13 protein-coding genes are annotated in these 14,534 nt (G+C 70.2%); 4 read left to right on the top strand and 9 right to left on the bottom strand.

The window, feature by feature from the left end; translation table 11 throughout:
* Positions 1–249: 249 nt before the first annotated feature.
* The 3 genes from BHS09_RS03080 (at position 250) to BHS09_RS03070 (ending at position 2,063) form a co-directional block, all read left to right on the top strand.
* Positions 250–1,221: a COX15/CtaA family protein gene (locus BHS09_RS03080; protein WP_140797113.1), complete on the top strand. Its 972-nt coding sequence runs from the start codon at positions 250–252 to the stop codon at positions 1,219–1,221.
* 56 nt (positions 1,222–1,277) lie between these two features.
* Positions 1,278–1,607: a hypothetical protein gene (locus BHS09_RS03075; RefSeq protein WP_237080167.1), complete on the top strand. Its 330-nt coding sequence runs from the start codon at positions 1,278–1,280 to the stop codon at positions 1,605–1,607.
* A 78-nt stretch (positions 1,608–1,685) separates the two neighbouring features.
* Complete coding sequence (locus tag BHS09_RS03070) at positions 1,686–2,063, top strand: DUSAM domain-containing protein (protein ID WP_140797112.1); 378 nt, start codon at positions 1,686–1,688, stop codon at positions 2,061–2,063.
* Between the two features lie 17 nt (positions 2,064–2,080).
* Here the strand turns inward: BHS09_RS03070 and BHS09_RS03065 are convergent, their stop codons facing one another.
* From BHS09_RS03065 to BHS09_RS38515, 5 genes are all read right to left on the bottom strand, one after another.
* Positions 2,081–3,592 (bottom strand): ABC transporter permease/substrate-binding protein, encoded by a 1,512-nt coding sequence (locus tag BHS09_RS03065; protein ID WP_140797111.1) that lies wholly within the window; start codon positions 3,590–3,592, stop codon positions 2,081–2,083.
* Entirely contained in the window at positions 3,589–4,347 is a 759-nt protein-coding gene (locus tag BHS09_RS03060) for an ATP-binding cassette domain-containing protein (RefSeq protein ID WP_140787052.1), read from the bottom strand. Before BHS09_RS03060 ends, BHS09_RS03065 begins: the two co-directional genes overlap by 4 nt.
* Before the next feature lie 21 nt (positions 4,348–4,368).
* Positions 4,369–5,322, bottom strand: a complete 954-nt coding sequence (locus BHS09_RS03055) for a hypothetical protein (protein ID WP_174260485.1) — start codon at positions 5,320–5,322, stop codon at positions 4,369–4,371.
* A gap of 67 nt (positions 5,323–5,389) precedes the next feature.
* A complete protein-coding gene (locus BHS09_RS03050; RefSeq protein ID WP_174259179.1) occupies positions 5,390–6,058 on the bottom strand; it encodes a DUF4142 domain-containing protein in 669 nt (222 codons plus the stop codon).
* Between the two features lie 107 nt (positions 6,059–6,165).
* The gene (locus BHS09_RS38515) at positions 6,166–6,306 is read right to left on the bottom strand and encodes a hypothetical protein (protein WP_161605121.1); all 141 of its coding nucleotides are present in this window, start codon (positions 6,304–6,306) and stop codon (positions 6,166–6,168) included.
* On the opposite strand from BHS09_RS38515, the gene BHS09_RS03045 reads away from it, so the two are divergent.
* Complete coding sequence (locus tag BHS09_RS03045; protein WP_140797110.1) at positions 6,305–7,582, top strand: nucleotide disphospho-sugar-binding domain-containing protein; 1,278 nt, start codon at positions 6,305–6,307, stop codon at positions 7,580–7,582. The two genes, BHS09_RS38515 and BHS09_RS03045, sit on opposite strands and share 2 nt — an antisense overlap.
* Positions 7,583–7,638: 56 nt before the next feature.
* On the opposite strand, the gene BHS09_RS03040 is transcribed toward BHS09_RS03045, so the two are convergent.
* The 4 genes from BHS09_RS03040 to BHS09_RS03025 form a co-directional block, all read right to left on the bottom strand.
* Positions 7,639–8,370 carry a hypothetical protein gene (locus BHS09_RS03040; protein WP_237077999.1) on the bottom strand — a complete coding sequence of 244 codons (732 nt, stop codon included), beginning with the start codon at positions 8,368–8,370 and terminating at the stop codon, positions 7,639–7,641.
* A 53-nt stretch (positions 8,371–8,423) separates the two neighbouring features.
* Positions 8,424–10,196, bottom strand: coding sequence for a hypothetical protein (locus tag BHS09_RS03035; protein WP_140787048.1), 1,773 nt, complete (start codon positions 10,194–10,196; stop codon positions 8,424–8,426).
* A gap of 40 nt (positions 10,197–10,236) precedes the next feature.
* Positions 10,237–12,159 carry a HEAT repeat domain-containing protein gene (locus BHS09_RS03030; protein WP_140797109.1) on the bottom strand — a complete coding sequence of 641 codons (1,923 nt, stop codon included), beginning with the start codon at positions 12,157–12,159 and terminating at the stop codon, positions 10,237–10,239.
* 111 nt (positions 12,160–12,270) lie between these two features.
* Positions 12,271–14,451, bottom strand: a complete 2,181-nt coding sequence (locus BHS09_RS03025; RefSeq protein WP_237080166.1) for a hypothetical protein — start codon at positions 14,449–14,451, stop codon at positions 12,271–12,273.
* Between the last annotated feature and the right edge of the window lie 83 nt (positions 14,452–14,534).

Genomic DNA, 14,534 nt, shown 5'->3' with positions numbered 1-14,534 from the left:
GGGGGGGTGTTAAGCACCCGGCGTGCCAATGCCCGGGAGGGTGATTGACTTAAATGGAAATCATCCGCGCGCCCGGACAGGGGGCGGGCATATCCAATGGATGCAGGGCAGCATCCATCTGAATCATTCCGGATACACTGGATGCCCAGCCGGCCCGACAGCCGAGCAGCCGCGCTGATGGCCGGGGTGAGCGTCCAAGCGACGTGTGGGACAGCGGCGGGGGGTGGAAGTGGGTTAAGGGGGAGCGTGATGACCCACGCTGCCTCGTCCCGCCGGTTCCAGGCCTTCAGCCTGGGGGTGCTTGCCTTCACGCTGGTCGTGATTCTGTGGGGTGCGTTCGTGCGCGCCACGGGCTCGGGTGCCGGCTGTGGAGACCACTGGCCGGTGTGCAATGGCGAGGTCATCCCCCGGGCCCCCAGCGTCCAGACGCTCATCGAATACACGCACCGGCTGACGAGCGGCCTGGCGATGATTCTGGCGGTGGCGCTCTACGTCTGGGCCCGGAAGGGGCACGCCAAGGGCCACCCGGTGCGGAGCGCGGCGGCCTGGGCCCTGTTCTTCATGATGACGGAGGCGCTCGTCGGCGCGGGCATCGTGCTGCTGAAGTACGTGGCGGACAACGCCTCCGTGGGCCGGGCCCTGTGGATGGGCGTGCACCTGGTGAACACCTTCCTGCTGGTGGGTGCGCAGACGCTGGTCATCTGGTTCTCCCGGGGACGCGCCCCCCTGAGCCTGCGGGGACAGGGGCTGCCGGGCGCGCTGATGGGCCTGAGCATCCTGGGGCTGCTGGTGCTGGGCGTGAGTGGCGCCATCGCGGCGCTGGGGGACACCCTGTTCCCGTCCACGACGCTGGCGGAGGGTTTGCGCCAGGATATTTCGGAGACGGCACACATCCTCATCAAGCTGCGGGTGCTGCACCCGCTGCTGGCGGTGAGCGTGGGCGCGTTCCTGGTGCTGGCGTCACGGTGGGTGGCGCGGGCACGGCCATCGGAGGACGTGCGGCGCGCGGCGTCCGCCATCACCGTGCTCTACGCGGTGCAGTTGGGCGCGGGCGTCACCAATCTGCTGCTGCTGGCGCCGGTGTGGATGCAGCTGGTGCACCTGCTGCTGGCGGACTTCGTGTGGATGGCGGTGGTGGTGCTGTGCGCGGCGGGCCTGGCCGCGGATGCGCCCAGGGTCGTGACGGAAGCCTCGCCCGCTTCGAGCGCCGAGCCGGTCTGAGCGAACCGCTCCCGTTCGAGGGGCCGGAAGAACATGCCGCGGCTAGGCTGCGTGCCGTGCGAAAACCGAACATCGCCACTTTCATGGCGTGCGCCTTCTTGGCCTTGGCGTTGGGATGTTCCAGCAGTGCCACTGTCAGCGGCACCCGCCGCGACATGGACCACAGCAACGCCTATGCCCTGGCGTCCTGCTCCGACAGCGTATCGTGCTGCATCATGCGCAACCCAGGCGTGGCCGTTTACATCGGAGCCTTGGATGCAGCCATGAACCCAACCAGCACCATGGATCAAGGAGACGACGCCGACGACGGTTGGCGTGAACACTGCCTGAACACATACGTCCTGTGTCGGGATCAAAAGAAGCCGACATGGGACGGCGACTGCTAGGCCTGTTTCCGGTACTGCGAAGGGCAACGGCAGTGGCCCTATGAAGACTGCAGCCGCAGAAAGCGCTAGAGGCCTCCGATGCCGGAACATCGCACCTGGCACGCCATCCGGGAGCTCAACCGCCGCGTCAACGACTTGGGCGAACCGCTCGCGCTCACGGACGAAATCCGGGCACTCCTGCGTGACACCGCATCCGACGTGGCCATCGCGTCCGACACCGTCGCCCTGGCGCTCCAAGGCAACGCGAGCGCCACTGAGCTGCTCAGAGAAGTCGCAAAGCGAATCCGTGAAGGCTCCTGGCGACTGTCACGAGCGCTGACTGAAGCGAACAGACGGCAGGAAGCGGGCGACACGGACGGGGCGCGCGCGGCGCTCATGGAGTTACTCGCCGTTGAAGTCGTCCCGTTCTATCGAGAGCTCGCCCAGGTCCAGCTCGACGCCCTCGACGAGCCCTGACGACAACCGCCCAGGTCTCAACGTGGACGCGCCGCCGCGCCCAGCCGCAGCCCCCGGGGCACCACCACACGCTCCACGACGTCGAACAGGCCACTGGCGACCAGTGCCAGCGCGGCGGCGGGAATCGCTCCCTCCAGGATGAGCCGCACGTCATCCAACCGGATGCCCGTGAGAATCGGCTGGCCGTAGCCCCCTGCCCCCACCAGCGCACCCAGCGTGGCGGTGCCCACGTTGATGACCGCGGCCGTCTGGATGCCCGCGAGGATGGACGGCGCCGCCATGGGCAATTCGATGCGCCACAGCCGCGCCCGTGCGGGCAGTCCCAATGCCTCCGCGGACTCGCGAACCTCGGGTGGGATTCCGGCCAACCCCGCCGCTGTGTTCCGGACAATGGGCAACAGGCTGTAGAGAAACAACGCGGCAATCGCCGGACGTGAACCGATTCCCAGCAGCGGAATCATCACCACCAGCAGCGCCAGCGACGGCACCGTCTGGATGACACCTGTCAGCCCCAGCACACCGCGCCCCAGCCGAGGCCGCCGCGCGGCCAACACACCCAAGGGCACCGCGAGCGCCATCGCCGCCAGCAGCGACACCCCCACCAGGAACAGGTGCTCACGCGTCCGCTTCCACACGCGAGAGGCCAGCCCGTCCCCACGCACCTCCGAAGTGACCCCCAGCGCCGTGGCGAGGAAGCCCGAGGCCACACGGCCCTCCGACACGCGCTCCAACCGGGCCTGCGCGTTGAGCTTCACCATGTCCTCCTCGGACACGCGGCCTTCCAGACGAAGCATCGCGGCCAGTGCCTCGGGCGCCCGCGCCTCCAGGTCGTCGCGATACAGCAGCACGGCGTCATACGCGGGGAAGTGGTGCAGGTCGTCCTCCAGCACGCGCAGCCCGTAGGCCTGAATCTCCGCATCGGTGGAGTACAGGTCCGTGAGCTGGAGCGACCCGCTCTCCATGCCCCGGTACGCCAAATCATGGTCCAGCCCGCGCACGTCCCGCTGCGGCAACCGGTAGCTGTCCCGCAAGGCGGGCCAGCCGTCCGCGCGGTCCATGAACTCGTTGCTGAAACCCAAACGCAGCGAGGGATGGGCGCGCAAATCGGAGATGCGGCGGATGCCCAGCCGCTCGGCCTCCGCTTCCTTCATGCCCAGGGCATACGTGTTGTTGAAGCCCAGCGGCTCGCTCATCCGCAGCCCGGCCTCGGCCAGGGCTGCCCGCAGCGCCGCGTCGTCCGGCAGGTGGCGGCCGGACAGCAGCTCTTGGCGCAGCGTGCCCGTGTACTCGGGATACACGTCGAGCTCGCCCCGGCGCAGCGCCTCCCAGAGCACGGTGGTACCGCCCAGCTCCCGCCGGTGCGTGACACGCGCACCGGTGCTCCGCGCGAGCTGCGTCACCGCTTCTCCCAAGATGACGGACTCGGTGAACTTCTTGGAGCCCACGCGCACCTGGGGCGCGCCGTCCCCAGACGAGGGCGCCCCGCCACACGCCCCCACGAGCAGCAACACCAGGAGCCACACCCTCACGCCTCGCCTCCCGGCCCACCACCAGGCAGCGGCCGCTGCGCCTGGATGAACCGGGTGACGAAGTCATCCGTCGGCCGCGCCTCCAAATCCGCGAGCCGCCCCTGCTGCACCACGCGTCCCTCTCGCATGAGCAGGATGCTGTCCCCCAGGAAGCCCGCCTCCGCCAGGTCATGCGTCACCAGCACCACCGTCTTGCGCAGCCGGGCGAAGATGCCGCGCAGGTCACCTTGCAGCTCGTGACGGACCAGGGGGTCCAACGCGCCCAGGGGCTCGTCCAGCAGCAACACGTCCGGGTCCAACATCAACGCGCGCATCAGCGCCACCCGCTGACGCTGGCCACCGGAGAGCTGCGAGGGATAGCGCGCCAGCGCGTCCGTGGGAAAGCGCGTCAACTCCACCAATGCATCCAGCCGCTCGCGCGTCTTCGCCGCGGGCCAGCGCAGGTGGCTCGCCATGAGGGTGACGTTCTCCTCGCCCGTGAGATGCGGAAAGAGGCCGCCACCCTGGAGCGCGTACCCCACGCGATGGCGCACCGCGAGCAGCGCCTCGCCTCCCGTGGGCAGAGGCTTGCCATCGAAGAGGACTCGCCCGGTGTCACACGGCAACAACCCGTTGAGCAGGCGCAGCAGCGTGGACTTGCCACAGCCGCTCGGCCCCAGCAGCACGGTGGTGCGTCCTGTCGGCAGGCTCAAGCTGAGCGGATGCAAGGCCTGCGTGGCCCCGTAGCATTTGGAGACGTCCTGAAGCTCGTACACGGGGTGCCGTCCTTCGCAGCATCAAGGCAGGGTGAACGCGCCATTGCAGACGGCGGGATATGGAGGCTCGGAGGCCCGGTGGCTGCACGCGGCGAAGAGCGCCCGGTCCTCCCACGTCACGGCCGCGGCCCACACGAGCAGCGGCCCCTCGGGAGAAGGCACCGTGAAGCGCGCGCATCGCGTGTCCAGGTTCTCCAGCCGGCAGGGCACATCCTCGACGGGCCCCGCTCCCGGCAGCGCGTCCACCAACTCCGCCACGCTCTGCGAGCGCCAGCGCTCCGTCACCTCGGACCGTGCCGGTTGATAGAGGCTCCACAACAGCGATGCCCCCTCACAGCGGATGCGTCCCGCGCGCGCCGTGGACGCGGCGAGCTGACATCCGTCCGGCACGGCCAGGGCCCGCCACGGCAGGCGCGGCGGAACGAGCAGCGCCTCGCGTCCCAGCGTCTCGCCCTCGGGGCTGCCATTCGAGGCGAGGGACTCGAGCAACTCCAGGCAGCGCGCCAGCAGAGGCCGCACGGGCGCCCGGACCACGCACCCGACCTGCCGCACCCGACCCAGTGTCCCAGTGACAGCGGATGCATACCCGGCGGCGCGACAGTCCTCCGCCTCGCACGCCTCGACCCGGACCGAGGGCCACGGACTTCCCGCCAGCGGCAGCGCTTCCTCTACCACCGTGGCACCGGGCCCCAGCCGTTCGGTGATTCGTGCCTGGGCCTCCGTCAATGCCTGCTCGGGCGTCAGGTCCTCCCGCTCGGTCAGCCACACCGTCACGCCGTCACAGCGGTACAGCCGTGAGTCGGCCCGGTCCGGCACCGGCGTGCACCCCTCGAACAAGGCGCGGGCTTCGGGAAGGAAGGGGCCCACGGGCGTCGCGCCCTCGGGGGGCACGGGCGACACACGAGGCGCGGGCGCGGCGCACGAGCACAGGGCCCCGGCCAGGTACACCCACAGCAGCCTCGCGGCGGTCCTCATGCCGCCGCAGTTAGGCGCCCCCTCTTCGTCACGTCAACCCGGCAGGCCGGGCGAATGGATGGCGCGTTCACTCGAATGACTCTTTCAGCCCTTGAGCCCGCTGCAGATGACGGTCCGCGAGGTTCCCCGTTCTGTCGAGCATGAGGGTGAACGCCCCATCGTTCTTGTACGTCGCCTGTGCCTGCTTCACGAGCCGCAGGCCGTCCTCCTGGTCCTTGATGACGCGCTTCAGGAAGGCCTCGTCGAAGTCCCGGCCCTGCGCCTTGCGGAGCACGTCCAGATGCTGCTGGGCATACGCCACGGCCTGCTCCAGGCGGGCGTCCGCGCGCTGCATGGGCAGACTCGGCCCCGGGATGAGGCCCCCGTCCTTGCTCCCCGAGCCACCAATCCCTGCGGTGACCCGGGGCTGCGTGAGGTCCGCCACCACCATGTCCATGGACGGCGAGCTTCCCCACGCCTTCAAGTCCTGCAGGTGCCGGCGGTGGTCCTCCACCAGCCGCAACGCGAACTGCCGCACCTGCGGGTTGGTCGACTTCTCCAACGCCAGGTTGCCCGCCGCGATGGTCTTCGCGTCGAAGAGGGCGAGCTGTCCCAGGAGCAGGTCCCGCTCTGACAGGACGTCCCGCGTCTGCCCCGCCTGGGGCGCCTCCGCCCGGGCGGTGAGCCCCACCAGGGGGGTGCCCCACAGGGCCGCAAGAACCGCCACGCCGCCTGCTCTGCCAAGCCTTCCAGTCATGTCCACCTCCCGACGAAGCGATGTCCGAAGGTGGGGCCCGAGTGGCGCTTATGGCAAACATGGCCTGCCCGGCGGGGCCTCCCCGTGGGGCCCCGTGGACACGGGACTCAGTCCTGGCGCCTGGCCGCTACCACGACGTTGGCGCCAGCGGGCCCGGACAGCGGCACCACGCCGAGCGTCACGGCGGAGTGCCTGTCGGGCGGGCGGCCCCGCACTGCTACGCTGGGCCCCATGGCGAGGATTCTCATGGCGGCCCACCCCACGGCGGGGCACACCAACGCACTGCGCGCCATGGGTGGGCGCCTGCGTGAACTCGGCCACGACCTGGCCATCGCAACGGTCGTGGCGCCGGCGCGCTTTCCCGGCCTGATGCCAGAGCCGCTGCGCTTCGCCTCCCAGCTTCCGGAAGCCCTGCGCCAGGACGGACTCAGGCTGGTGCCCTTGCGCCCTTCTCCGGCCGCGCTCTGGTACGGCATGCGCATCACCCGGGCCCGGGGACTCGACGAGCTGGGGTGGGCGCTCCGGCTGTTCACCACCGGCATGGAGGGGCATGCACGGCGCATCGCCGAGGAAATCGAAACCTCTGGGACTGACGTCGTGCTGGCGGACTACCTCATGCCCGCGGCCCTGCTCGCGGCCCGGAGGACCCGGCGCCCCTATGTGGCGCTGTATCACTCCGCCCTTCCCTTCCCCGTGGAGGGCGCGGCTCCTTTTGGGAGTGGGCTCGAGGACGACGCCCCCCGCGATGCCGCATGGACCCAGGCCGAGCAACGGGGGCTCGCGCTGCTGCGCTGGTTCGATGCGCGTGTCGCCCGTGCCGCGAAGCGCCTGCGCGTCCCCTTGAAGACGAACGGACTGCTCGCTGCGCCCATCTCCGACGACCTCAACCTGATGGCGACGACCCCGGCGCTGGAGCCCGGCCTCAAGCCGCTGCCCGGCCCGGTGGAGATGACCGGCCCGTGCCTGCCCCGGCCCGCGCCCGCGAACGTGGATGACCCCGCGCTCACCGCCATCCGGCCCGGCCGCACGCACGTCTACGTGTCACTGGGCACGGTGTTCAACGCCCAGCCGCACGTCTTCCACGCCATCCTGGACGGGCTGGCGCGGCACGACGTGGACGTGGTGGTCAGCGCGGGCGCCAGCTTCGAACGACTCCAGGCCCGCGCGGGCCCACGCACGCGGGTGTTCCGCCGTGTGCCTCAAGTGCCGCTACTCCAGAAGGTGGACCTGGTGGTGACGCACGGTGGGAACAACACCGTGCAGGAATCGCTCGCGGCCGGACGCCCCATGGTCGTCGTGCCCTTCGGCGGCGACCAGCTCGCGAACGCGCGGCGCGTGGAGCGGCTTGGCGTGGGCCGCGCCGTGCTGCCCTCCGCGCTGGGCGCCGCGTCCATCGCCCACGCGTTCACCCAGGTGTCCCAGCCAGAGGTGGCCACCAGGGCCCGCGCCCTGGCCGCGACGCTGGAGGGCGTGGACGGCACCGAGCGCGCGGCCCAGGCGGTGCTGCGGCTCCTCCCGACATGACACGGGGCGGAGCGTCCCCCTCCGCGCGCTCCGCCCCGCATCCGTCCCCCCTCGCCTCAGGGCGTGCAGGCGCCGTGCGTCACGCTGGTGCACGGGTCGCTGGCGCCACACCGCGTCCAGCGCGCGCAGCGAAGCGCGTTGTAGTCCTCGAACGCCTGCACGCTCGTGGTGCGCCGGCCCTGGCTCTCCGACTCCAGGCACAGCTCGTAGTCGGTGATGGGCGTGTTGGGGATTTCATAGACGGTCTCATCCGCCGCCAGCATCCCGCTGGCACTGGCACACTGCAGCGCGTTCGCGGGCGAGCTCGCGCGGACCTCCACCACGCGCCGCGCGCACAGGTTCGTGTCCTGGATGCCCACTGAGTACACAGTGCCATTCGGGTCGCAGGTGTGCGCCGCCACGGACTGGCAGCTCCCGCTGACACACACGGCGTTCGCGCGGCAGAACTGGCTGTTCCCCGACGAGACGCAGCACGCCTCGCCCACTTCGCCGCAGTTGCGGCAGCGCTCGCCCGCGGCCTCCATCACACACGTCAACGTGCCACTGCAGGACGTGGTGCCCGCGTTGACGCAGCAAGCGCCGCCTTCGTTGCCACACGGCTCACACGTGCCGCTGCGGCAGACCAGCCCGGCGTTGCAGCTGGCGGAGTCCGTCCTGCAGGCACAGCCGTTGGTTCCATACTGGCTTGGGGAACACGACGATGAGCTGCTCTGGCAACCGCCGCAGCCCGCCAGGATGGCCATGAACACCATCATCAGCCCCCGAAGAAGGGGAAGGTTTGATTTCACGAGGAAGGTCCTTGTTTGTGGAAGAGTGGAAGTCGCGCTGGCCGGAATGCGGCTCACGGGCTCAGCACCAGGTGGACGCGCTGGCCCTGTCCATCCAGGGCCTGCACCAGCACGCTGAAGTCGTCGGCGAGCGCGAGCGCCCTCAGGACGCGGTAGCCGGCCTTCTTCAGCTCCTCCGGCAGCACCTCATCCAACCGCGTGGCCGTCTTCCCGTCGGGCGAGGCGAGGAAGGGCACCTGCGTCTTGCCGTCCTCGGCGGTGGCGGTACCCAGCACCCAGCCTCCGTCGTTGATGGCCACGGCCTTCGCGGACACGGCGCCCTTGGGCATCGGCAGCCACCGGGCCTCCTCCTGCCGCGACCAGATGAAAGGACGGGGGCGCTTGTCCGAATCGAGCGCGGTGCCCACGAACACCCCCACGTCGTTCAGCGCGGTGACCTCGGACTCGTTGTCCAGCAGCACCTTCACGTCCTTGCCGTAGACGCGCGCGGCGCGGAGCCCCTTCTCCGTCTCCAGCGTCACCGCCACCTCCCCCAGCGCATTGAAGAGGACGCGGCTCGGAAGCAGCTCGGACAAGCCGGGGTGCCTGGCGGGCCCCACCTCGTCCACGCGGTAGATGCTCTTCGCGTCCTTCGGGTCACGCACCAGCAGCGTGCCGTGTGCGTTGGCCGTCACGGCCTCCCAGCCTTCCAGCCACTGCTCCGCGCCCGCCTTCACGTCCTCCGAACGGAGCAGGAACGCGTTGGGGCCCTTGGAGGTGTATGCCGTGCCGAAGATGTCCCCCGTCGAGTTGACGCCCGCCACGCGCGCCTGCTGCGCGCCGAGCACCTCGTTCAGCCAGTACGTCTCGCCCTTGCCCGTCAGCAGGACGTCCGACTCCGCCTCCTTGTACCGGGCAATCACCGCCCCACCGTTGAGCAGGTGCGCGGGGGCGTAGAGCGAATCGATGAGGTACCAGCGCACGAAGGGGAAGACACGCACCAGGCACGGGCGCACGCCCACCTTCACGCTCTTCCGGACGCCGCCCGACGCGCCGTAGACGACGGTGGGCCCCGTCCAGTAGGGCGGCAGGCGCAGCGTGAAGCGCGCGGAGCGCTGGCCCTCGGGGACGCGCACGGGCAGCACGCCCACGCTCGCGTCCACGCTCATCAGGTCCACCAGGATGCCGCCGGTGGGCGCGGGGCTGCTGAGCACCACGTCGCCGGACAGCTCGCTGGGCCCCGAGGACGGGCAACGGCTGCTGGGGGTGACGACCGCCATCGACGACAGCCGGGGGCGCGGGACGCCGCCATACGCGACGAACTGCTTCACCTGGACGTCCTCCGTGAAGTCGATGTCGAAGATGAAGGTCTTGTAGCCGCTCACCTTCGCGCTGGAGCCAGGCGCAAGGGTCAGCTCCACGTTGTGGGGGCAGGCGGCGCTGTCACAGTAGGGGTCATCCGCGCCACGCACCTGCCGGGCGTAGGCCTTCAGCGTCCCCCGCACACGCGTCACGTAGGTGGAGTCCCCCAGGTTGTAGCGGCTGGGCAAGGTGTCATCGAAGGTCCAGGTGATGACGTTCCCGGAGCGCGAGCCATACATGTGCAGCACCAGGTCCGAGTTGAGACCGAACTGCCGCGCCGGCACGTTGAGATTCAGCGTGTTCGCCGCCTTCGGCAGCAGCCAGTAGCCGGTGGCGTAGTCATTGCCTTTCACGCGGATGCGCGCGGCGTTGAGCCGGATGTTCGTGCCGCGCCACACGTCGTCCACGACGTCCGCGTGGGCGGCCTGCGCCAGGAAGAAGCCAAGCAGGGCCAGGGGCAACAGCCCGTTGAGACTGCGTTTCATGAGGACCTCGACTGCGGTGGGTGGGTTGAAGCGAAGGGGCTCAGCCGCCGCGGCTGGCCGAGGCCTGGGCCATCAGCGCCATGACGCGGGCCCGGGTGGCGGGCTGCTGGTCGGGACGGACCGAGAGGGCCTGGAGCATCCGGAGGACGGCGGCGCTGTCGTCCATGCGAGGGGTGAGGACGTTGAGCAGCGCGGCCTCGGCACCCGGCGCCAGCTGCCCCGCCACGACCCAGCCGCTCAGGCGCTCCAGCTCGGGTGCGCCCAGGGTGCGGGCATTCAGCGCGTCCAGCAGCGCGCCTTGCACGGCACGCGCTGGCTCGGACATCAGCGCGTCCAGCAACATGCGTGTGGCGGCCTCCTGGGGCGCGGTGCGCAGGGCCCCCGCGGCGGCGGAGCGCACCTCGGGCGCCTCGTCACGCAAGTGGGGCGACGCCAGGTCCATGACGCGCTCCGTGCCGCTGTTGCCCAGCGCGCGCAGGGAGTGCTCCAGTGACTCGGCGTTGTCCGCGCGTGCCAGGGCGTCCTCCAGCGGGCGGAGGAACTCGGCCACCTCGGGGCTGCCCTTGGGCAGGCGGGAGACGACGGCGCCCAGAGCGTAGGCGGACGCGCGCTCGGCGCCGACGTCACCGGCGGTCCGGGCCTCCGTGTTCATCCGCGCCAGCAGCCGGCCCGTCTCGGGCTCCGGCTCGCGGAGGAAGCCCGCGCGCTGCACCATCAGCCCATGCGCGCCGGCATGCTCGCGGGCCTCCGTGGAGACAATCAGCTCGCGCAGCGTGGCCTGGGCATCGGCGTGCCCCGCGCCGGCCAGCAGGTCGAGCATCAGCTCGCGCATCGCGGGAGACCTGCCCTTCTGGAGGAACAGCTGCCCCAGCTCACCGGCCCGGTGGGGCTCCAGCTTGAGCGCGGCGATGGCCCGCCGCGCGAAGGTGCCCAGTTCGGGGATGGCGCCGGGGTCGGTGGCGGACGCCAGCACCTGGAGCGCCGCGTCCACCGTCATGCCGTCGGCCTGGCTGGTCGTCAGCGCTAGCTCCTCGTCGCCCTCGAAGGCCACCTGCGACGGCGCGCGGACAATGGGCTTGTCCTCCGTGGCAGGCGGCAGCGGCTTCTGCTGACGCGTGGAGAACGCGAGGCGCAGGCGGACGCGCCGCGACATCAGCGGGCGGCCATCGGTGTGCGTGGCATCCAGGATTTCGTCGTGGGACACCCCGGCCAGGAAGCCCTCCGGGTCCCGGTCGAAGTGCGTGAGGGAGCTCAGCGTCTGCCGGAAGGCCGGCGCCGTGGCGGCGGCCCGCAGGGACTGGTAGCGCGCGCGGCGGCGCGTCAGGCGCGCGTCCTCGCCGTCGAACTGGAAGCGCGCCTCCACCTCGCCCGTCTGCGTGGACTCGACGGCGCTCCACTCGGCGGCGTCGCGCAGCTCCGTGGGGAACAACTCCGCCGCCAGCGTCTGCGCGACCTGGCGGAACAGGGGCGGCTCCGCGTCGGAGAACCGGACGGCCACGAGCGCGCCCCGGCCGTCCAGCTCCAGCCACGCCGAAGCCGTCTGGGGCAGGTGCGCCTGCACGGCCGCGGCGTCGGGGAAGAGCGCCTGGCCGGAGAGCGTCGCGTCGTGCCGGTCCAGCCGCTTCACCGCCAGCCGCACGCGCGCGCCATTCGCGCGGACCTCCAGCGCCTGGAGCGTCAGCTCACCGTCCAGGCTCAGCGTACCGTCCATCGTCTGGGGTGCATCCCCCTGCTGCGGAACGGGGAGCGCCACGCGCTGCAGGTCGTTCCAGACGAAGTGGTACGTGCGCTCCTCCCCCACGGTCCACCGGTAGAGCGGCAGCCGGGAGGCGCTCACGGGCGCGGCGGCCACCACGGCTTCCGGCGCGGCGTGGTGGAAGTAGGACCAGACGGGCACCGCGCCCACGAACAGCAGGGTGGTGGTCAGCGCGGCCGTGCGGACGGCGAGCCTCGAGCGACGCATGAAGGACTCCAGACAGATGAGGGAGAAGGAGCGCCGCGGCGGCGGATGGGCACACCGCGGCGGCGAGGGGCCCCCGGCTCGCGTCAGGCACGAGCCAGGGGGTGAGACGGACTAGTAGACGCGGACCAGCGGCAGCGACTTGGACTCGTTGTAGATGTTCCAGGTGTTGCCGAAGCCGCTCCAGCTCACGATGGTCGTCTCGCCCTTCAGGAAGAGCAGCTCACCGAAGAGCTTGATGCTGCCGTCCAGGAAGCGCAGCTCGATGTCGAGCTTCGACGACGCCCGCAGGTACAGCGTGTTCGGATTCGTCGGGTGCGAGGGCGAGCTCAGGTAGAGGCCGATGTCGCCGTAGAGCGGCACGTTGACGCGGGCGATGACCAGCTCGCCCTTCACGCCCACCTGGAGGCCCGGAATCCCGATGCCCACGGACGCGAAGCCCTTGACCGAGGCGAACGGGGTGATGGTCCCGTACAGGTCCACGCCCAGCAGGTCTTCAGTGCAGTTGCGGGTGACGGCGCCGCCAATGTTCAGCTTCACGCCCGTCTCCGCGGACAGACCGCCCTGCACGGTGACGGGGACGAACACGACGACGAAGGTCGTGGAGGCCTTCGCGACGTCACTGTCGAAGACGGGCTTGCCCTCATAGAAGGTGACGCGCAGCGGGTAGTGCTTGTCGTGGCTGTAGAGGGAGGTGCCCAGCACGCGCGCGTCCAGCTTGAGGCGGATGCCGTTGCCTTCCGTGCCAGCCTCACCGCTCACGTGCGCCATCTCGTGCCGGGTGGGACCGAACACATTCGCATAGGCGTTGAACTCGCCGTAGAGCCGCACGTCGCTGTCACACCAGGCGCCCAGGGCCTTGTTGCTCAGGCCCGAGCCCGGCTGGACGTACTCCCAGCCAGCCACGTAGTCGTAGCCACCACCGAAGGTGTCGCCGCCCGCGTAGCCACTGTCGCTGGCCTCTCCCCCGTGCCGCACCGCGCCCGTGGACGGGTTCGTCGGCACGTTCAGCCCGTGGATGTGGGCGCCGTAGATGGCGATGTACTGCGCCAGCAACGACGAGGAGAGCGTGTAGTCCTTCCGGTCCAGGCCCTTCACCTTGAGCTTGTCCGCGTTGCGCACGAAGCTCTCCAGACCGAAGTCGTTGCCGGTCAGGAAGAGGCACGCCTGCAGGTCGGCCTCGCGGCGCGGGGCCATGGCGGCCTCCAGCATCGTCTTGTAGCGGCGGGGGCTCCAGTCACACACCGTGGGGCCCTGGGTGTCGAGGCAGCCGTCCTTCTGCGCCTTGACCAGCGACTCCTCGATGGCCTGGTCCAACCCGTACAGCCGCTCCGCGGTCAGCTTGTCCAGCTCCACCGTCTGGTGGTCGCGCGAGCGGAGGACCTTCGAGGCCTGCTCCCACTCCGCGTAGACGGCGTCGCGCTGACGCAGCAGCGCGGTGAAGGACTCCTGCTCCACCTGGTAGTGGTTGAGCACGTCATCCGCGATGTGGCTGAACTGCTCGGCCTGCTCCTGGTGCCAATGGTCCGACGGGGCGACCCAGTTGCGCGCCTCCACGTTGTTGGCCAGCTTCGCCGCCTCGGACTTGAAGACGTAGCCGTCGGTGCCCTTCGGGTAACGGCCGGGCGTGAAGCGGAAGTACGCGTTCTTCGCCGCGCGCTGCCCGTCCCAGATGGGCGCCAGCTTCTCCTGGTCCCGGCTGTAGAGCACGCGGTGCGCGATGCCGTCCTTGCCGAAGGCGCCGTTGAAGAAGGCGCGGTAGTCGTCGCCGTACCGGCCCGCCTGCCGCTCGAAGCGGCTGAAGCCGAGGTATTTCTCGTCGACGAACTCCTGGCAGGACGTCACCTGCGTGCCGTCCTTCTCCCAGCTCCGAATCCGGGACAGGTAGGCCTGCTCGTCCTTCGTCAGGTTCTCCAGGTTCTTGCGGTAGAGAATCTGCCCCTTGAGCACCTGCCCCATGATGCTCTGGTCCATGCCCTGGAAGCGCGTGCGCTTCGGGACGTGAGGCTCGTAGGCCACCGTGTCCACCCCGCCACCCAGCTCCTCGGGCAGCAGCGCCACGCGCTTGGGAGCAGCCTCCCAACCGGCCTTCCACTGCTGCTCCACTTCCCCCTGGCAATACGCGTCGTGGACGCTGCCGCAGCTGCTGGCGCGGTAGTCGGCGTCCACGCACTGCTGCAATGTGGGCTTGGGACAGTCCTGCGCGAAGCTCGCGGGCGCGGCCAGCACCGTCGCGGACAAGCCCGCCCAACGCAGCTGGCGGCGTAGCTGTTTCGTGTGTTTCCGCTGATTCATGTAACGCATCGTCCTTGTTGAGGGACCGGCTCCGGGCTCGGCCCGGCGGAGGCCCAGAGCACGGCGCGTGCCGGAGGCGCTCC

This window comes from Myxococcus xanthus, from assembly GCF_006402735.1.
GTDB classification, from domain to species: Bacteria; Myxococcota; Myxococcia; order Myxococcales; family Myxococcaceae; genus Myxococcus; species Myxococcus xanthus_A.
The sequence above is the reverse complement of the archived record's forward strand: the minus strand, read 5'-3'. Positions and strand labels throughout refer to the sequence as shown.

Excerpts from the sequence above, each read along its gene's own strand:
- BHS09_RS03045 (WP_140797110.1), top strand. The coding sequence starts at position 6,305 with ATGGCGGCCCACCCCACGGCGGGGCACACCAACGCACTGCGCGCCATG.
- BHS09_RS03025 (WP_237080166.1), bottom strand. The coding sequence starts at position 14,451 with ATGAATCAGCGGAAACACACGAAACAGCTACGCCGCCAGCTGCGTTGG.
- BHS09_RS03070 (WP_140797112.1), top strand. The coding sequence starts at position 1,686 with ATGCCGGAACATCGCACCTGGCACGCCATCCGGGAGCTCAACCGCCGC.
- BHS09_RS03055 (WP_174260485.1), bottom strand. The coding sequence starts at position 5,322 with ATGAGGACCGCCGCGAGGCTGCTGTGGGTGTACCTGGCCGGGGCCCTG.
- BHS09_RS03030 (WP_140797109.1), bottom strand. The coding sequence starts at position 12,159 with ATGCGTCGCTCGAGGCTCGCCGTCCGCACGGCCGCGCTGACCACCACC.
- BHS09_RS03035 (WP_140787048.1), bottom strand. The coding sequence starts at position 10,196 with ATGAAACGCAGTCTCAACGGGCTGTTGCCCCTGGCCCTGCTTGGCTTC.
- BHS09_RS03050 (WP_174259179.1), bottom strand. The coding sequence starts at position 6,058 with ATGACTGGAAGGCTTGGCAGAGCAGGCGGCGTGGCGGTTCTTGCGGCC.
- BHS09_RS38515 (WP_161605121.1), bottom strand. The coding sequence starts at position 6,306 with ATGAGAATCCTCGCCATGGGGCCCAGCGTAGCAGTGCGGGGCCGCCCG.
- BHS09_RS03080 (WP_140797113.1), top strand. The coding sequence starts at position 250 with ATGACCCACGCTGCCTCGTCCCGCCGGTTCCAGGCCTTCAGCCTGGGG.